The 17,530-nt window shown below is 66.3% G+C and carries 16 protein-coding genes; 5 read left to right on the plus strand and 11 right to left on the minus strand.

Annotated elements, in window-relative coordinates:
* Positions 1-6 precede the first annotated feature (6 nt).
* The 5 genes from OVY01_RS02430 to OVY01_RS02450 all read right to left on the minus strand — a co-directional run bounded on the left by OVY01_RS02430 (position 7) and on the right by OVY01_RS02450 (position 5,555).
* Positions 7-435, minus strand: a complete 429-nt coding sequence (locus tag OVY01_RS02430) for a TOBE domain-containing protein (RefSeq protein WP_267845376.1) — start codon at positions 433-435, stop codon at positions 7-9.
* A gap of 122 nt (positions 436-557) precedes the next feature.
* Complete coding sequence (locus OVY01_RS02435) at positions 558-1,091, minus strand: GNAT family N-acetyltransferase (RefSeq protein WP_267845378.1); 534 nt, start codon at positions 1,089-1,091, stop codon at positions 558-560.
* Positions 1,092-1,094: 3 nt separating this feature from the next.
* Complete coding sequence (locus tag OVY01_RS02440) at positions 1,095-1,976, minus strand: transporter substrate-binding domain-containing protein (RefSeq protein WP_267845379.1); 882 nt, start codon at positions 1,974-1,976, stop codon at positions 1,095-1,097.
* Positions 1,977-2,029: 53 nt separating this feature from the next.
* Positions 2,030-3,859 (minus strand): CocE/NonD family hydrolase, encoded by a 1,830-nt coding sequence (locus OVY01_RS02445; RefSeq protein WP_267845380.1) that lies wholly within the window; start codon positions 3,857-3,859, stop codon positions 2,030-2,032.
* A gap of 139 nt (positions 3,860-3,998) precedes the next feature.
* A complete protein-coding gene (locus OVY01_RS02450) occupies positions 3,999-5,555 on the minus strand; it encodes a methyl-accepting chemotaxis protein (RefSeq protein WP_267845381.1) in 1,557 nt (518 codons plus the stop codon).
* A gap of 262 nt (positions 5,556-5,817) precedes the next feature.
* On the opposite strand from OVY01_RS02450, the gene OVY01_RS02455 reads away from it, so the two are divergent.
* Both OVY01_RS02455 and OVY01_RS02460 read left to right on the plus strand, forming a co-directional pair.
* Positions 5,818-6,372, plus strand: a complete 555-nt coding sequence (locus OVY01_RS02455; RefSeq protein ID WP_267845382.1) for a low affinity iron permease family protein — start codon at positions 5,818-5,820, stop codon at positions 6,370-6,372.
* A 210-nt stretch (positions 6,373-6,582) separates the two neighbouring features.
* Positions 6,583-7,296, plus strand: coding sequence for a gamma-glutamylcyclotransferase (locus OVY01_RS02460; RefSeq protein ID WP_267845383.1), 714 nt, complete (start codon positions 6,583-6,585; stop codon positions 7,294-7,296).
* Positions 7,297-7,390: 94 nt separating this feature from the next.
* Here OVY01_RS02460 and OVY01_RS02465 read toward each other — a convergent pair whose 3' ends face one another.
* Together OVY01_RS02465 and OVY01_RS02470 are read right to left on the minus strand one after the other, a co-directional pair.
* Positions 7,391-7,894 carry a BLUF domain-containing protein gene (locus tag OVY01_RS02465; protein WP_267845384.1) on the minus strand — a complete coding sequence of 168 codons (504 nt, stop codon included), beginning with the start codon at positions 7,892-7,894 and terminating at the stop codon, positions 7,391-7,393.
* Between the two features lie 115 nt (positions 7,895-8,009).
* Positions 8,010-8,774, minus strand: a complete 765-nt coding sequence (locus tag OVY01_RS02470) for an AraC family transcriptional regulator (protein WP_267845385.1) — start codon at positions 8,772-8,774, stop codon at positions 8,010-8,012.
* A gap of 106 nt (positions 8,775-8,880) precedes the next feature.
* On the opposite strand from OVY01_RS02470, the gene OVY01_RS02475 reads away from it, so the two are divergent.
* The gene (locus tag OVY01_RS02475) at positions 8,881-10,146 is read left to right on the plus strand and encodes an MFS transporter (RefSeq protein WP_267845386.1); all 1,266 of its coding nucleotides are present in this window, start codon (positions 8,881-8,883) and stop codon (positions 10,144-10,146) included.
* A gap of 24 nt (positions 10,147-10,170) precedes the next feature.
* Here the strand turns inward: OVY01_RS02475 and OVY01_RS02480 are convergent, their stop codons facing one another.
* Entirely contained in the window at positions 10,171-10,440 is a 270-nt protein-coding gene (locus OVY01_RS02480) for a hypothetical protein (RefSeq protein WP_267845387.1), read from the minus strand.
* Positions 10,441-10,664: 224 nt separating this feature from the next.
* Here OVY01_RS02480 and OVY01_RS02485 point away from each other — a divergent pair, with 224 nt between their 5' ends.
* Positions 10,665-11,357 (plus strand): thiopurine S-methyltransferase, encoded by a 693-nt coding sequence (locus OVY01_RS02485; protein ID WP_267845388.1) that lies wholly within the window; start codon positions 10,665-10,667, stop codon positions 11,355-11,357.
* 90 nt (positions 11,358-11,447) lie between these two features.
* Here the strand turns inward: OVY01_RS02485 and OVY01_RS02490 are convergent, their stop codons facing one another.
* Both OVY01_RS02490 and OVY01_RS02495 read right to left on the minus strand, forming a co-directional pair.
* Positions 11,448-11,765, minus strand: coding sequence for an ArsR family transcriptional regulator (locus OVY01_RS02490; RefSeq protein WP_267845390.1), 318 nt, complete (start codon positions 11,763-11,765; stop codon positions 11,448-11,450).
* On the minus strand, positions 11,762-13,204 hold the full coding sequence (locus OVY01_RS02495; protein WP_267845391.1) for an aminotransferase-like domain-containing protein: 1,443 nt from the start codon (positions 13,202-13,204) through the stop codon (positions 11,762-11,764). The genes OVY01_RS02490 and OVY01_RS02495 overlap by 4 nt, the downstream gene beginning before the upstream one ends.
* Before the next feature lie 308 nt (positions 13,205-13,512).
* Here OVY01_RS02495 and OVY01_RS02500 point away from each other — a divergent pair, with 308 nt between their 5' ends.
* Complete coding sequence (locus tag OVY01_RS02500) at positions 13,513-15,840, plus strand: FdhF/YdeP family oxidoreductase (RefSeq protein ID WP_267845392.1); 2,328 nt, start codon at positions 13,513-13,515, stop codon at positions 15,838-15,840.
* Positions 15,841-15,864: 24 nt separating this feature from the next.
* Here OVY01_RS02500 and OVY01_RS02505 read toward each other — a convergent pair whose 3' ends face one another.
* Positions 15,865-17,529: an alpha-amylase family protein gene (locus OVY01_RS02505; protein WP_267845393.1), complete on the minus strand. Its 1,665-nt coding sequence runs from the start codon at positions 17,527-17,529 to the stop codon at positions 15,865-15,867.
* Between the last annotated feature and the right edge of the window lies 1 nt (position 17,530).

The following is a 17,530-nucleotide window of genomic DNA, read 5'->3' on the forward strand; positions in this document are numbered from 1 at the left end:
GAGGGTTTATGCGTCTACGCCGATGATCACGCTGGACGCCTTGAAGATCGCCGTCGCCGGCTTGCCGGCCGCCAGGCCCAGACGCGCCGCGCTTTCGTTCGTCACGATCGCGACCACTTCCGCGCCGCCATCCACCGCGATCACGACTTCGGCGTTGACCGCGCCGAGCGTCAACCGGGACACCGTACCGGCCAGACGATTGCGGGCGGACACCTGGTTGTCGGCCGCGTCCACCATGACGATGATCGACGAGGCCTTGACCAGCGCAAAGGCGGCCGTGCCCGCCGCCAGCCCGAGCGACGCGGCACTGCCATGCGTGATGACCGCGACGATCTCGATGCCTTCGTCCGAACGCAGGAGAATCTCGTCGTTGACCGCGCCTTGCTTGACGTCGGTCACCTTGCCGGAAAAATGATTGCGGGCACTCGTTCGCATGGAATATCGCTGGTTGCGCATCGCACCCGGCCCGCGCAGGGGACGGCTGGATGCAGGTGAAAGGAGCTACGGGATGGCAATGCCGGGAGGATACCCGGATGTCGCCATTGTATCGGCAAAAATCAGCGGACCGGCGACGCAACGATAGATGTGGCGCGCTTGCTCATTTCGAGGGCGAACGCGTTGTAGCCAAGTTCCTCGTACAGGCGCACGGCGGACGCGTTGAACGTCCATACCGTCAGCCGGACCTCGGCCGCGCCCCGCGCCACCGCCCAGGATTCCGCGAGGCCGATCAACGCGCGGCCGATGCCCTGCCCCCGCTGCGCGTCGCTCACGCCCACCGAACGGATCTGGGCGAACCGGAGCGGCTGCATCAAGGGGCTGGTGGGGCGCGACAGCTGTACCGTGATGAAGCCTACGGCGAGGCTGGCTCGTTCGGCGACGAACGCCGCGTGATCCCCGCCCTGCAGACTGATCTCCCAGTGCGCGCTGTCCCGTTGCGGGTCGGAGCAGGCATCCCGATAGATGTCGGGACGCGCGCGATGGTGAATGCTATTGAGCGACTGTCCCAGTTCGCAAATCGCCGGAAGGTCCGACGCGACGGCGGGACGGTACGTTACCGCGGCATGCATCGCGCAGGATTCGTCCGGGCGCATTCGTCAGGGTTGTTTGGCGGCGGGCACGACCACGCCCGTCAGGTGATGGCGCGCCACCGCGGCCGCGATGAAGCCATCGCGCAGCATCAGCGCGACGAAGGCGTCGAGCCAGGCGGCCGCGTCGGCGCCATGCCGCGCGCCGATTCCCAGTGCCTGCTGGATATACGTGAACGGCGCGTCGAGCAGCCGCACGCCGTCGAGCTGGCGCGCCTCGGACACCAGTTGCGTCTTGATGCCGGCGGCGACCGCGGACGGGTCGGCCATGAAGGCCTTGATGACGGCGGCCGCGCCATCGGCCCGAACCAGTTCGGCATGCCGCAGGGCACCACCCAGATAGAGATCGTAGGCGCTGCCCTTGGCGACCACGACGCGCACGCCGGGCCGGTCGACATCGTCCGGAGACTGAAACGCGGCGTCGCGATGCACGAGATAATTCGCCAGGAGCAGCAGATAGGGCGCAGTGAAATGGATGGCGCCGCCGCTGCCGTGCGCCAGCGCGAAGAAACCGATATCCGAGCGATCCCGGGTAACGGCGTCCACCGACAGGGACGCCTCGGTGACGGTGATCATTTCCAGCGGCAAATCGAGCCGCCGCGCGAGTTCCCGGGCAAGATCGACGGAAATGCCGGACAGGCGTCCGGTGTCGGGCGCGCGCTCTGCCAGCAAGGGATTGCCGACATTGACCGATACGCGCAAGGTGCCGGACGGCGCGAAGGCCCGCTGCAACGCGGCATCCACCGGCGGCAACGCGGACGCCGGGGAACCGCCGGCGGGCGCGGGATCGACGGCCGCGGCCGCCGCGAGCCGTGCGAATCCTCCTCCCGCAGCCGCGGCCAACACCGCACCGCCTTTCAGAAAAGTCCGCCTGTGAAGATGTTCGGTCATGCGTCGCTCCTTGCCTGGAAGCATTTATCATAATCCCGGGCGGCTGGCGCCGCTCAGTCGCGCCGCACCGGCAATTCGATCCACGTCGCCGCGCCCGTCGATATCTCGAAAACAGGCGGCCTACCGTACGGCATCGGCGGAAAATGGCCGGCGTCGGCGCCCGCGATCGAGAGCCGCAGCCGGCTGCCCGGCGCCAGCGTCCAGGCCACCGGCAGCAAGGGAATCACGTATTCGGTCGCACGACCTTTCTCGACCGGTGCGGCATCGGCGCGGTGGTAGCTTCGGAACGGCCAGCTCGTGCGGTATTCCCGGGGCGCCGGCGAAATCTTGCGATGCATCGCGCGCAACATGCCTTCCGTCATGCAATGCACGCGTCCCGCCGCGTCGACTTCGGACAGGTAAACGAAAATGGAGGCATCGCCCTGGTCGATCGCGAGGCGCAGCGTCGCGATCGCATGCCCGACGATCGCCAGCGGCGCGGCCAGCGCCGGCGTTTCGTAATTCAGCAACGCCGCGCAACGCCGCGTCCAGTCCGGATAGTAGTCGACGACCCCGGCCGCGCCGAGTCTTTCGTATCGGCTCTGGATACCGGTGCCGGTCGTGAAATCCACCTGGTAGCGGTCCGAGGCGGCGGCGGGCGGCACGGCCTCCAGGGTGCCCGCGCCCGGATACAGGCGCACGCTGTCGCGCGTCGGGGGCCAGGCCGGCGCCGCGATCCAGGATTCGGCATGCAGATTGAAATAGTGGACCGGCGCCTCGCGTTCCTGCCCGGTGTCGCGCCCCTGCAAATGCGTGTCGAAAAAGCGCAGCAGTTCCGCCAGCAGATCGAATTGCGGCGCGGTGGCCTCGCGCCAGGGCGAGACGTTGGTGCGCGCGCCGTGATCCCAGGCACCCAGCAGCAAACGGTCGCGACCGTTGCCGCGCGTCAGGAAACGGGAAATCGCCCCGTTGCTGTAGCCGGCACCATCGAACCAGCCCGAAACGGAGTAGATCGGCACGTCCGGCGCGACCTGTTCGAGATAGTGATAGGGACTACAGGCGGCGAGCGTGAGAGCGGGATCGTGCAGCATGCCCTCGTCGCGAAAGGCGAATTCGGGCGCCGCGTCGGCCAGCGTGAAATTGCCGAGATGTTCGCGGATTGCCGCGGCGAGCAGGGCGCCATCCGTATCCTCGTCCGTGGGATGCGGGCCCCGCAGGCCCGGTTCCGCATAATAGGAGAACGTGCCTAGCAGGTCGCGGCGGTCGTGATCCATCGCGAGCATCAGATCGTCGTAGGCGCCGGTCCAGACCTTCGACAGCAGGCCGCCGGGAAACAGCTGTTCGCTATAGATATCGGACACGCCGAACAACGGCGCGATCGCCTTGACCGCGGGATGACCGGTGCTGGCGAGAAAACAGGCGGCGGCGCCCACGTAGGAAATGCCGGTCGAACCGATCACGCCGTCGGACCAGTCCTGTTCGATCGTCCATTGCGCGACCTCGCCGTAGTCCTCGCGCTCCGCCGGGGAACGCAACGCATCGCGGGTGCCGAAGCTCGCGCCGGTGCCGCGCACGTCGACGACCATCACGGCGTAACCGCGCGGCACGAAACGATCGCGGTAACGCGCCGCGGCGGGCGCGGCTTCCGCCACGCTGCCGTCGGTCGCGAAACGCCGGTAATACGGGGTGAAGATGAGCAGCGTCGGGAAGCGCCGCTGTGCGGCGCCGCCCCGTGGCGAATCGCTTTGCGGCAGGTAGATATCGGCCGCCAGCCGGCAACCATCGCGCATCGTGAGATAGGACGATCGCGGCTGGGCCGGCAGACCGAATTCGGCGGGACGCGTCGCGAGATAGGCGCTCGGTGGAACGTGCCAGGCACCGTGCTGGTCGTCGCGGTCGGACATGGGCCATCCTGTAGAGTACAGGCGGATGATACCGCAGCCCGGAATGGTCAAAATCCTGTCGCCGACCACGACGAAGCCGGCCGTTTCGTGAAAAGGCCGGTCCGCGACGACGCGATGCGAAAAGCCTGCCGCCCCGCCTTCAGGCGGCCAGCGTGAAACGCGCCACCGAGTCGCGCAGAATCACGACCTGATCGTCGAGCGACTGCGCCGCGGCGGACGCTTCCTCCACCAGCGCGGCATTCTGCTGGGTCACTTCGTCCATCTGCGTGACCGCCTGGTCGACCTGTTCGATCCCTTGACGCTGTTCGTCGGATGCGGAAGCGATCTCGGCGACGACATCCGTCACCCGGCGGATCGCCTGATTGACCTCCAGCATCGCGCTGTTGACCTCGACCGCCTGACCATTGCCGGCCTTGATCGTGATCACCGATGCGCCGATGAGTTCCTTGATCTCGTTGGCGGCCGCCGCCGAGCGTTGCGCCAGCGTCCGCACCTCGCCCGCGACGACGGCGAACCCCTTGCCGTTTTCGCCCGCCCGCGCGGCCTCGACCGCCGCGTTCAGCGCCAGGATATTCGTCTGGAACGCGATGCCCTCGATCAGCGTCGTGATTTCGGCGATCTGCTGCGAGTTGGTGGAGATCTCCTGCATCGTGGTATTCATTTTGCCGACGATGTCGATGCCGCGCGTCACGACGTCCCCTGCCGTACCCGCCAGCACGTTCGCCTGGTGCGCGTTGTCGGCGTTCTGGCGGACCGTCGTGGTCAACTGGTTCATGCTGGCCGCGCTCTGGGCCAGCGACGCGGCCTGCTCTTCGGTGCGGGACGACAGATCCAGATTGCCCGAGGCGATCTCGCGTGTCGAGACGCCGACGGTTTCGGTCGCGCTGCGCACGCTGCCCAGGACCTCGGTCATCCGGGTCATCAGCACGTTGAAGGCTTGCGCGGTATATCCCACCTCGTCGAGGCGCTGCACCTGCGCCGGGCGCGAAAGATCCAGCGAAGTGCTCGCATATTCCAGGGTGCCGCGGATGCCGTTGAGACTCGCACGCACGTAGCGCAGCGTGACGAAGGACAGGCCGCCGGCCACCAGCAGCGCACCGATGATCATGGCGGACAGAATCGTGGCCGTGGCGACATAGGTTGCGTGGTTCTGTTTCTGCAGCGTATCGCCCAACTGGTTGTTGTAGTCGATTTGCGCCTGCAGCCCGTCGCCCAGTTCCGTGACGGCCTGCTTGTAGGGGCCGACGGCGCCGTTCACGCCGATGCTGCGGTCGAACGCCACGACGTTGCCGTCGGTTTTCGCCTCGCGGTACAGTTTCTCGATATTCTCGCGTACGCCCTGCGCGGCGTGCTGATTGGCGGCCGTCATCTGCCGGTCCTTCTCGTCGGAAATATCGTTCTTCGCGTAATCCCGCAGCGTGCTGTCGAGGTCGTCGAGACCGTGGGTCACCTCCGCGATGGCGGAATCGCGCTGCGCGGCATCCTGCGTCAGCAGGGATTGCAGCACCCGTATCCGAATGATCCCCGTGGTCGCAGTGACCTTGTCCAGGTCCGAGACGCTGGCGAGCGTGTTGGCCTTCAGGTAGTCGAAGCGATCGCTGGACTGGCCAAGCGAACGAAGACCATAGCCGCCCACGGCGACGAGCGCGGCGGCGAAGATCAGCATGGCGGCGGAAATGCGTTGCGTAATGTTCATATCAGTCCTCTTCGGGTATTGCTGTCCGACGATGCGGCGTCGTCGAGATCACTGTCCGCGGCGATGGAAAATCCTTTCGTCGAACGCAGGCCGTCACGGTCGGGCATGGTTTCGGAAAGGGAAACCTTCCGGATGGAACAGATAACGGCACCAGACGGAATTACTGAAGTGCGCCGCCACTTCGCCATCCGGCGCCGGGGCGATGGCTTGCGCTATCCTGTGCGTGTTCCCGCATGCGGCAATTCCACCTATCGTCATCGCCATGAAAGATCCCGCACGTCCCACCCCGCCCCCGCACGATGTCGCGCTCGACTCCGTGACCACGACGGCCGACCCGTCGTTCGCCGGCGCCCATCCGGCCATGCGCGCCTTCGACCGCTTCGCGAGCCGCGTCACCCGCTGGGCCGGCTCGCCCATCACCTTCTGCACGTCCGTGTTCGTGGTGGTTCTCTGGGCGGCGCTGGGGCCCACCTTCCATTATTCGGATGGCTGGCAGCTGGTGATCAACACCGGCACGACGATCGTGACCTTCCTCATGGTGTTCCTGATCCAGCAAAGCCAGAACAAGGACAGCATCGCCATGCATTTGAAACTCAACGAGTTGCTCGCCTCGCACAAATCGGCGGACAACCAGTTGATCGGCATCGAGGATGCCAGCGAGGACCAGTTGCGCACGCTCGCGGGGTTCTACAACGATCTCGCCGAGCGCGCGCAGCGCGGCGACCCGGTGCAGCCCGAGACCCTGCCCGGACACATCGCCGACCTGCTCCGCCAGAAAAACACCCGGCAGATCATGACGGACGAGCCCGCACGCTGAAAACGCCCGCCGGAACCGGGCACGGGCGCGCGGCGGTCCCCACGCCGCGCCACCCAGACGGGCATACACAGCTGTGACGGCGCAGGGTGCCACCCTGGCGTGGCGGCCCCGCCACGCCAGGCACCTGGATATATCCATATGCGCATTCGTTATTTCGTCATTTGCGCTTGCAGGTGTAGTGTCGAGTCACGCCCTCCAATCGACAACACGATGCTGACACGGCTTGCACTCTCTTCCGGCGCCTATCTGTCGGCGCTGGATGGCCTTCCCAGCGAACTGCGCTGGTCCGAAGCGGATATCGCCCGGTCGATGACGGCGATGCTGGCGGGCCAGCCGGAGGACGCGGATATCTGGATTTTCGGCTATGGGTCGCTGATCTGGAATCCCCTCACCGACCACGCCGAGCGGCACGCCGCCTGCCTGGACGGCTGGCATCGCAGTTTTTGCCAGCGGCTGACGGTCGGACGCGCGGCGGCGCACACGCCCGGCAGGATGCTGGGCCTGCGTAACGGCGGACGTACCGATGGCGTCGTCTATCGGCTCGCCGCGGCGACCCGCGAAGAGGAATTGCGGCTGATCTGGATCCGGGAAATGGCGATGGGTACCTATCGCCCCATCTGGGCGCCGGTACGCATGGCAGACGGCACGCCGGTGCGTGCCATCGTGTTCGTCGCGGACCAGGATCATCCGCACTACGAATGCGACAGCGAGATCGAGACGGTCGCGCCGCTGATTGCCGAGGCACGGGGCCCGTGGGGCAGCAATGCCGAATACGTCTTCAAGCTCGCCGCGGCGCTCGAACACCATCAGATGCGCGATCTGTACATCATCGAACTCGCGGTGCGGATCCGGCAATGCCTGCTGCGCCACCGGCAACGCGCCGGCCGCAGCGCGGCGCTGATACGCGGCGCGGCCGCTTATTGACGCGGCGCGGCCGCTTATTGATACGCGATCCGATCGGACGCGATGCGCGGCGTACGGCCAGGCCGCGCGCAGGCAGACCGCGCGGCAGACCGCGTCAGGATGCCGCGGCCCGATTCAGCAAAACGCCGTACTCGGGCGGGCTGCCGACGGCAAGATCGCCGGCCATGGCCGACTGTTGCGCTTTCCCGTAGATGCGCATCGCCTCGTCGATCAGCGCGGCATCGCCGTCGTGCCACGTCTTGAAAACGGATTCCAGTTGCTCGACGCCGTTTTCGTCGCCCCAGAAATACCCCATTTCCCAACTGGCGAAGCAGCGCCGCGGCAGTGCATGGCAAGCCACCAGGGAAACGTCGGTGTGCCGTCGGTCCTTCTCCATCCGGGCGAAGCAGTCGACCACGACCTGTCTGGGGCCTTCGAGATACTGCACGAAGTGGCCGCCCGCCTTGATGAGGAAACCGGTGATGCCTTCCACCGCGTTGCGCGCGATCGATTTCGTCACGAGACGATCGACATCCGCGCGGGTGACGCCCGGCGCCATGCGGCTGATATACAGCAGACAAAACTCCGAATGCGAGGAATCCGACAAAGCGCGTCCCATGGCGATGTTCTCCATTTCCGGAATAGGTACGGTATTTTAACAAGCCAATTCGCGCACCCGCGACAATCCTTTTCCCTAATTGCGATGTACTGCGTCGGAAATGCTACCGGCCGGATCATCGGAAAAACTCGCTGGGTCGCTGTCCGAAATGCCGCTTGAACATCGTCGCGAACGCGCTCGGGCTGTCGTAGCCGAGCGCCAGCGCCACATCCAGGACTTTCTCGCCGTTCGCCAGCCGCTCCAGGCCCTGCAGCAAACGCGCCTGCTGCCGCCATTGCCCGAAGGTCATGCCGGTCTCCCGCGCGAAGCGGCGCTGGATCGTCTTCACATCGATACGCAGGATACCGGCCCATGCGCCGAGCGTGGTCGGGTCGTCCGGGTAATCGCGCAATCGGTCGCAGATGCGTTGCAGACCGGCATCGGCAGGCTGCGGCAAATGCAGCGGCAAAACCGGCAATACCTGTAATTCATCCAGCAGCAACCGCATCAGCCGGCCATCGCGCGAATCCTCCGCATACGGCAGGACGATCCGGCTGGCCGCCTGGATCAATTCGCGCAGCAATGGCGAAATGCCGACCACCTGGGAAATGGCAGGCAGACCGGGAACCGCGTCCGGCGCGACATAGATGCTGCGCATTTGCACCGCACCCACGCAGCGGATGCGATGCGTCGTCCCGGCCGGCATCCAGATACCGCGCGTGGACGGCACGACCCAATGCCCGCCGGCGGACGCCACCACCACCACGCCATGCAGCGCATAGATGAGCTGGCACTTCATGTGCGAGTGGTCCGGAATCCGAAGTTCCGCCGCGTAGTTCCGCGCGCGGCACATCACGGGCATCGGGCTGCGATCGACGTCGTCCAGCGAGGGAAATGTCATCGGCCGATGCCCTTTTCGAGAGGTTTGCTGTCCGAACGGCGCGAGACAGACGCATATTCTATCTCTAAGATGCCACTTCGTATCCGCCATCTTCCCGGCCTTTGCCATGACGACCCTGTCCTCTTCTCCCGCGCCGGCGCTTCCGGCGGATCCTCCCCGCACCGAATTCGGCGTGCTGGGCGCGATCAGTACCGCGCATCTGGTCAACGACATGATGCAGTCGCTGATTCTCGCCATCTATCCGATTCTCAGAGGCACCTTCCACCTGAGCTTCGGACAGATCGGCCTGATCACGCTGACCTACCAGTTGACCGCGTCGCTGCTGCAACCGCTCGTCGGGTCGTACACCGACCGCCGGCCGATGCCGTATTCCCTGCCGGTGGGCATGGGCTTCACGCTCGCCGGTCTGATGCTGCTCGCGTTCGCGCCGAGCTTCGGCCTCGTCCTGGTGGCCGCGGCGCTGGTGGGCACCGGTTCGTCGATCTTCCATCCGGAATCTTCCCGGGTCGCGCGCATGGCCTCCGGCGGACGGCACGGGATGGCGCAGTCGTTGTTCCAGGTGGGCGGCAATTCGGGGACCGCACTGGGCCCCCTGCTGGCGGCGGCGATCATCGTCCCGTTCGGGCAACGCAGTCTCGCATGGTTCGGGCTGGCCGCGCTGTTGGGCGTCGGCTTGCTGACCGGCGTCAGCCGCTGGTACGCGCATCATCGGCGCACCACGCGCGCGGTGCGGCACCCGGCCGCCGTCACCTTGTCGCGGCGGCGCGTGGGCGGCGCGATCGGCGTGCTGCTCGTGCTGATTTTCTCGAAATACTTTTATATTGCCGGGCTCAGCACGTTCTACACCTTCTATCTGATCGGCAAGTTCGGCCTGTCGGTACGCAGCGCACAGATGCATTTGTTCGTCTTTTTGTTCGCCTCTGCGCTCGGCACGCTCGCCGGCGGCCCGATCGGCGACCGCATCGGCCGCAAACCGGTGATCTGGGCATCGATTCTGGGGGTCGCGCCGTTCGCCCTGCTGCTGCCGCACGCCGATCTTTTCTGGACCACGACGCTGACGATCCTGATCGGGCTGATCCTGTCGTCGGCATTCTCGGCGATCCTGGTCTACGCGCAGGAGTTGATTCCGGGCAAGGTGGGGATGGTCTCCGGCCTGTTCTTCGGTTTCGCGTTCGGCATGGGCGGCCTGGGCGCGGCGGTACTGGGGCTGTTGGCGGACAAGGCCGGTATCGACATCGTGTATCGAATGATCGCGTTCCTGCCGCTACTGGGCGCGGTCGCGGTGCTGTTGCCCGAGACGCGGCGCGCACTCCCGGCTGCTGTCCCGGCTGCCGCGGCGTCGGGGGCGACCGGGCGTTCCCCGGCGCGCTAGCGGCGTTCCGTCAATCCGTCGCGGTCAGGGCCGGCTCGTGCCGGACGCCGCCGTCGGGCCAGCATGCTTGTGCGGCCTGCGTGTTTTTTCGCCGGTCGCGCGCGCGGTGCGTGTCGCGCCGCCCGCTGTCTGCTTCGTGCCGATCGCGCCGATGTCCATGCCGGCCGGGCCGTCCTTGCCCCCGCCGCCATCGTCGCCCGCCCCGCTGCCGCTATTCTGCGCGAATGCCGCGCCCGATGCCGCCAGGGCCATCGCGGCGAGCCATGCGGCGATGCGTCGTGTTCCGTTCGTCATGGTGCTTTCCCGTATTGCTGTCAATGAAGTTCCCGCTTCCTTCCGAGCAAAGGGCATGCCATGCCGCCCGTGGCGGCGTTCAGGTCGCAAGACGGCGTGCCGAACGCACGGCGGCCGTACCCATCCAGCAAGCGGCGCCACATCTGGACGCTCGCTCCCGCCTGGGCGACAATCGAGCGCGCCGCGCACGACGGCGCAAAACTTTCACCGCACGAGGATGGGCCATGGACGCCGATTTCTGGCTGGAGCGCTGGCGCGACGGCCGCACGCATTTTCACCAGGATCATGTCATGCCCGATCTCCCGGCGCACTGGCCCGCGCTGGAACTCGCGCCGGGAACGCAGGTGCTGGTTCCCTTGTGCGGCAAGTCCCTGGACATGCTCTGGCTCGCCGAACGCGGCCATGCGGTGCTCGGCGTCGAACTCTCGGCGCTGGCCGTCGAACAGTTCTTCGCCGAGAACGGTCTACGGCCCACGCGGCATGCCTCGCCCCAGGGGGAGCGCTACCGCGCGGGAAATATCGAGATCATCCGCGGCGACATCTTCGCGCTCGACGCGGCGCATTTCGCGGACTGTGCCGCCATCTATGACCGCGCGGCGCTGATCGCGCTCCCGCCGGCGATGCAGCAGCACTATGTCGCGCATGTCTACGGGCAGCTTGCCGCAACGTATCGCGGCCTGCTGATCACGCTGGACTACCCGCAGGCGCAGCGGGCCGGACCGCCTTTTTCCCTCCCCGAGGCATCGGTCCAGGCGCTGTTCGCGCCACAGTCGTCGGCACGGGAAATCGCGCGGGCCGATATCCTCGCGGCCGAACCCGCCTTCGCCGCGCGCGGTGTCACCTGCCTGGACAGCGTGGTGTACAGGATGCAGCGCCGTGCGCATGACGTCTCGGCAGACACGCGACCCGGGACGTAGGACGCCATGCCGCGCGCCGCCCGTCCCGCACCGGGCGGTCCGGGTTCGCGTTTGGTGTTGAGTGTGAGTTTGGGTTCTGCTTCGACTATTTCAGGTCTGCAGCAACTGCGCACACAGCTCGCACCCCGTCGCGCTCAATGCCGCGGTGGCGCGCGCCGCCTCGGGGGCGCTCAGGGCGACCAGTCCGCTCGAATCGAGCTGCGTCAGCGCGCGGCGCAGCACGCTCATCGGCACGCCCACGCGCTTCGCCAGCTTCGCCAGCGACCAGGGCTGTCGCGGCGATGCCTGCCACGCCGTCCATAGTTCCAGCAGCACGGCGACCTGCAAGGGGTCGATCGCCTCGGCGTCGAAAGACGGCGTGGGGGCCGGCGCGCTGCCGGCAATGTCGGGTGTCTCTTTCGCGGTCAATGAAAATCTCCCTGCATGAGCGACGCGGCAAGCCTGCCGACCACGATCAGCGCCTGTTCGATCGCCGGCGACCAGGGATAGCTGTAGTTGAGCCGGATACAGTTGCGGTAGGCATCCGAGGCCGAGAACATCGTTCCGGGTCCGATCGTGATGTGCTGCTCGAGCGCGAGCCGGTACAGCATCATCGAATCCACCGCCGCGGGCAGCTCGACCCAGAGCACATAGCCACCCACCGGGTGCGACGTGCGCGTGCCTTCCGGGAAGAAGCGCTTGACCATCGTGCGCATCAGCTTCGCCTGCTGCCGGTATGCGCCGCGCACGCGACGCAGGTGATGCTCGTACCCATCATGCGTCAGGTACTCGGCAATCGCCAGTTGCGGCACCGTCGGCGTGGTCAGCGTGTTGAGGAACTTGAGCTTTTCCACCCGATCGCGATACCGCCCCGGTATCGCCCAGCCGATGCGATAGGCCGGGGTCAGACTTTTCGAGAACGACGCGCAGTGCAGCACCAGCCCCTTCTTGTCGAGCGACTTCAACGCACTGGGATGGGCGTCGCCGAAATACAGTTCGTGGTAGACGTCATTCTCGATGAGCGGGACGTCGTGCGCAGCGAGCAGTTCCACCAGCCGCCGTTTGTTCTCGTCGGGCATCTGGAAGCCCAGCGGATTCTGGAAATTCGGCATGACCATGCAGGCGGCGATGCGCTCGCGGGCGAGGATACCGGACAGCGCGTCGATGTCGATGCCCGTGCGGGGGTCGGTCGCGACTTCGATCGCGCGCATGCCCATGCGCTCGATCGCGTGCAGCATCGCGTAAAAGGTCGGCGATTCCACCGCGATCGTGTCGCCCGGGCGGGCCACCGCCTGCAGACAGAGATTGATCGCCTCGGTGGCGCCGATGGTCACGACGATCTCGTTCGGGTCCACCGACAGGCCATTTTCAAGATAACGCCGGGCGATCTGCCGGATCAGTTCGGGGTTGCCCGGCGGCAGTTCGTCGGTCACGCCCCACAACGGCTGACGGCGCGCAATCGCATGCCCGTAGGTATTGATCTTCCGTACCGGAAACAAGGCCGGGTCCGGGTACGGCGAGCCGAGCGGCACCGCCGCATCGGTACGGATCGAACGCAGCGTCGCGAGTACCAGCCGGCTCACGTCCACCTTCGCCGACGCCGCGTTCGGCTGCGAGACCTCCAGCTCCTTTGCCGGTACCGGCGCTGCGGCGGCCAGGGGTGTTGCCCGGACGAAATAGCCGGACTGCGGCCGGCTTTCCACCAGCCCCCTGCCTTCGAGCAACAGATAGGCGCGCACCACGGTCGTGATGCTCAGACGCCGGTGCTTGCCGGTCTGCCGGATCGACGGCAGGCGCTCGCCTGGCAGAAACACGCCGCGCTGAATCAACTCCTCGATGTCTGCGGCGAGTTTTTCGAACAACGTCACCGCCTGTCTCCCGAACGGACCCCACCTTGCCGCGCGCCGGATGACGGGCGACGTCGGCAGGCTGCGCCACATGCCCCCGGCGACGTGCCGACAGCACAATTCTACGCGTGCACGGCTGCCGCCACCGAACTGTGCTCCTCCGGCGGGGCCGGATGTGTATGCCCCGCCCACCGGATATTGCCCCTACCCTGGAGGCTTCGGTCTTCGGACCCGGCGTTGCGAACAGCCGCGCCGTGCCGGAGCGCCGTCGCCACGTGCCGCCGCGCACGGCGAGCGCGACGACGTACCGTACCCATGGAGCACGGATCATGAAGAAAGCGCAGCCGGAAGGTCGCATCGCCCCCTATACCCACCCCGCCGCGGGCTGGGGCGCGTTGAAGTACGTTGCCCTGCACCTCGTCAGGGAAAAAGTCGCGGGGAACAACTACCGTACGCTGTTGCGCCAGAACCAGCCCGACGGCTTCGATTGTCCGGGATGCGCCTGGCCGGACCGGGAACACAACTCGACCTTCGAATTCTGCGAGAACGGCGTCAAGGCCGTGGCCGCGGAAGCCACCAGCAAGCGCGTGACGCCGGCGTTTTTCGAGGAGCACACGGTCACCGCCCTGATGGCGCGGTCGGAATACGAACTCGAACAATACGGCCGGCTCACCGCGCCGATGGTCTACGACGCCGTCACCGACAAATACCAGCCGATCGGTTGGCAAGACGCCTATGCGCTGATCGCCTCGCACCTGAACCGCCTCGACAGCCCGGACGAGGCCGCCTTCTACACCTCGGGGCGCGCCAGCAACGAGGCCGCCTTTCTGTACCAGTTGTTCGTGCGCCTCTATGGCACCAACAACTTCCCCGATTGCTCGAACATGTGCCACGAAGCGACCAGCCGCGGCCTGCCGGTCACGGTGGGCGTGGGCAAGGGTACGGTGACGCTGGACGACTTCGAACATGCGGACACGCTGCTGATCTTCGGCCAGAACCCGGCGACGAACCATCCGCGCATGCTGGGCGAATTGCGGGACTGCGCGAAGCGCGGCGCGACCATCGTGTCGATCAATCCGCTGCGCGAACGTGGCCTGGAGAGTTTCGCCAGCCCGCAGCATCCGCTCGAAATGCTGACGCTCTCCAGCACGAAGATCGCGTCCACCTTCATTCAGCCGAAAATCGGCGGCGATTTCGCGCTCATCAAGGGCGTCGCCAAACATGTGCTCGAACTCGACGACGACGCCCGGGCGCGGGGACCGGAAAGCGAACGCGTGCTCGACCTGGCGTTCCTCGCCGAACACACGCTCGGCTTCGAACGCTTCGCCGACGACCTGCGCACCGAGGACTGGGACGCGCTGGCGGCCGAGAGCGGGGTGGCCCGCGAGGACATCGAGGGCCTCGCGCGCATCTATGTGAAGGGCGAGCGGGTCATCGCGACCTGGGGCATGGGCCTGACGCAGCACAAGAACTCGGTCGCGACCGTCCAGATGCTCTCGAACCTGATGCTGATGCGCGGCAACATCGGCCGCCGGGGCGCGGGCCTGTGCCCGGTACGCGGCCACTCGAACGTCCAGGGCAACCGTACGGTCGGCATCGAGGAGAAGCCGACGGCCGCCTTCCTCGACCGGCTCGGCAAGGTCTTCGATTTCGCGCCGCCGCGCGCGCACGGCTACGATGTGGTCGAATCGATCGAAGCGATGCTGGCGGGCAAGGTCAAGGTGCTCATCGGCCTGGGCGGCAATTTCTCGCTCGCGACGCCCGACACGGCCCGCACCTGGGACGCGCTGCGCGCCTGCGCGCTGACCGTGCACGTGACGACCAAGCTCAACCGCAGCCACCTCGTGCATGGCGCGCAGGCGCTCATCCTGCCGACGCTCGGGCGCACCGAGATCGACATGCAGAACGGCGTCGCGCAGGGCGTGACGGTCGAGGATTCGATGAGCATGGTGCACGTCTCGTACGGCATGAACAAGCCGGCGTCCGCGGAACTGGTGTCGGAGACCGCGATCGTGGCCGGCATCGCGCACGCGACGCTGGGCAGCGCGAAGATCGACTGGCTCGGCTATGCGGCCGACTACGCGGGCATTCGCGACGTCATGGCGCGCGCGCTCGACGGATTTCAGGATTACAACGAGCGCATCGCCCATCCCGGCGGTTTTCATCTGCGTGTCGCGGCGCGCGAGCGCGAATGGAAAACCCCTACCGGCAAGGCGAATTTCGTCGTGCATGGCATCCAGTGGGATACGCCGATACGCCGCGCGAGGCAATTGCACGGCGAGCGTCTGATGACGCTGATGACCACCCGCTCGCATGACCAGTACAACACCACGATCTACGCCCTGGACGACCGTTATCGCGGCGTATACGGACAACGGCGCGTGGTGTTCGTGAACGCGGAAGACCTGGCGATGCTCGGCTTTCAGGCGGGCGAATGGGTTGACATCACCACGGTCTGGGAAGACGGGATCGAACGACGGGCAGACGGTTTCCTGCTGGTCGCCTACGATATTCCACGCGGCTGCGTGGGCGCCTATTATCCGGAAACGAATCCGCTGGTACCGCTGAACAGCGTCGCCGACATCGCCAACACACCCACGTCGAAGTCGATTCCGGTGCTGCTCCACCGCGCCCGGGCGCCGGCCGTGGCCGCCTGAGGGTGCGGTGCACGCGGTGCGGGTCTACACCTCGCTGCGTTTGAGCAGGTAATCGAGGCCGCCGACCCGATACCAGCGATAGCCATACGGTTCGAGCACCACCGTGTGCCAGCATCCCGCGTCCGCCTGACTGTGGTCGTCGGACAGGAGATTGACCAGCGACGGGCTCGCGGCCTTGCCCGGCGCGGTGCGAAACCGCACCGTGCGCGCCGCGCCGCTGAAATTGTGCAGGCACAGCACGGCGTTGTCGCGCCAGTCGTAGCGCAGCCCGAGCACGTCGTTTTGCGGCAGGCGCAGCACCGCGAAATCGCCCCAGCTGATCTCCGGCATTTCGCGACGCATCCGGATCACGCGTTCGGTCCAGTTCAGGAAGGAATTCGGATCGCGCCGCTGGCTGGCGACATTCACCCGCTCGAAGCCGTATTCCCCGCCGGCAATTACCGGGGCCACGGGCTTGTCATGCAGGGTGAAGCCGCCGTGCGGCTCCGTCGACCATTGCATCGGCGTGCGCGCGCATTCGCGCTCCGGCAAATCGAGATCGTCGCCCATCCCGATTTCATCGCCATAGCGGAACACCGGCGTGCCGGGCAGCGTCAGCATCAGGCTGTAGGCCTGCTCGAGGCGGCGCCGGTCGCCGCCCAGCATCGGCGCGAGCCGTCGACGCACGCCCCGCCCGTACAGCTGCATGTCGGGCTTCGGCCCGAACGCGGCGAACACCGTCTTGCGTTGCGCGGGCGTCAGCCGACCCAGGTCGAGTTCGTCGTGATTGCGCAGGAACACGCCCCACTGCGCGGTGGCCGGTCGCGGCCGGGTAGCCAGCAGCGCCTTTTTGAGCGGCGCGGTATCCGCGCTCGCCAGCGTGTAGAACGTGTTCTGATTCACCTGGAAATTGAACATCATCTGCAGGCGTTCGCCCACGTCGCCGAAGTACTGGAGATCGGCATCGGGCAGCACGTTGGCCTCGGCGAGAATGATCGCGTCGCCCTTGCGAAATTGCAGGAACTCGCGGAAGGTGCGCAACATGTCGTACTGTCGCGCGGGACGCTTGACGTCGGCGCCCTTGGTCGCGATCACGAACGGCACCGCATCCATGCGGAATCCCGAGACGCCCAGCTGGATCCAGAAGCCCATGATCTTGAGGAGTTCGGCCTGCACGTGCGGGTTCGCCGTGTCGAGATCGGGCTGGAAATCGTAGAAGCGGTGGAAATACCAGGCGCCCGCCGCCTCGTCGTACGTCCAGGTCGATTTCTGCACGCCGGGAAACACCACCCCGTCCGCGGCGTTCGCCGGCTTGCGCTTCGCCCAGACGTACCAGTCGCGGTACTTCGACTCGGGATCGCGGCGCGCTTCCTGGAACCACGCATGCTGGTCCGACGTATGGTTCACGACCAGATCGATCATGACCCGCAAACCGCGTTGCCGGCATGCATGGGTGAATTCGGAGAAATCGCCGAGCGTCCCGTAGCGCGGGTCCACATTGTAGTAGTCGGCGATGTCATAGCCGTTGTCGCGACACGGCGAAGGCTGGAAGGGCATCAGCCAGAGCGTCGTCACGCCCAGCCCCTGCAGATAATCGAGACGCCGCATCAGACCCTGGAAATCGCCGACGCCGTCGCCGTTGGAATCCATGAAGGTCGCCACCGACAGGCAGTAGACGATGGCGTTCTTGTACCAAAGGTCGTTTAACATG

It is taken from the genome of Robbsia betulipollinis, assembly GCF_026624755.1.
Classification (GTDB): Bacteria; Pseudomonadota; Gammaproteobacteria; order Burkholderiales; family Burkholderiaceae; genus Robbsia; species Robbsia betulipollinis.

Coding starts and splice junctions, on each gene's coding strand:
- OVY01_RS02430 (WP_267845376.1), bottom strand. CDS start 435: ATGCGAACGAGTGCCCGCAATCATTTTTCCGGCAAGGTGACCGACGTC.
- OVY01_RS02435 (WP_267845378.1), bottom strand. CDS start 1,091: ATGCGCCCGGACGAATCCTGCGCGATGCATGCCGCGGTAACGTACCGT.
- OVY01_RS02440 (WP_267845379.1), bottom strand. CDS start 1,976: ATGACCGAACATCTTCACAGGCGGACTTTTCTGAAAGGCGGTGCGGTG.
- OVY01_RS02445 (WP_267845380.1), bottom strand. CDS start 3,859: ATGTCCGACCGCGACGACCAGCACGGTGCCTGGCACGTTCCACCGAGC.
- OVY01_RS02450 (WP_267845381.1), bottom strand. CDS start 5,555: ATGAACATTACGCAACGCATTTCCGCCGCCATGCTGATCTTCGCCGCC.
- OVY01_RS02455 (WP_267845382.1), top strand. CDS start 5,818: ATGAAAGATCCCGCACGTCCCACCCCGCCCCCGCACGATGTCGCGCTC.
- OVY01_RS02460 (WP_267845383.1), top strand. CDS start 6,583: ATGCTGACACGGCTTGCACTCTCTTCCGGCGCCTATCTGTCGGCGCTG.
- OVY01_RS02465 (WP_267845384.1), bottom strand. CDS start 7,894: ATGGGACGCGCTTTGTCGGATTCCTCGCATTCGGAGTTTTGTCTGCTG.
- OVY01_RS02470 (WP_267845385.1), bottom strand. CDS start 8,774: ATGACATTTCCCTCGCTGGACGACGTCGATCGCAGCCCGATGCCCGTG.
- OVY01_RS02475 (WP_267845386.1), top strand. CDS start 8,881: ATGACGACCCTGTCCTCTTCTCCCGCGCCGGCGCTTCCGGCGGATCCT.
- OVY01_RS02480 (WP_267845387.1), bottom strand. CDS start 10,440: ATGACGAACGGAACACGACGCATCGCCGCATGGCTCGCCGCGATGGCC.
- OVY01_RS02485 (WP_267845388.1), top strand. CDS start 10,665: ATGGACGCCGATTTCTGGCTGGAGCGCTGGCGCGACGGCCGCACGCAT.
- OVY01_RS02500 (WP_267845392.1), top strand. CDS start 13,513: ATGAAGAAAGCGCAGCCGGAAGGTCGCATCGCCCCCTATACCCACCCC.
- OVY01_RS02505 (WP_267845393.1), bottom strand. CDS start 17,529: ATGTTAAACGACCTTTGGTACAAGAACGCCATCGTCTACTGCCTGTCG.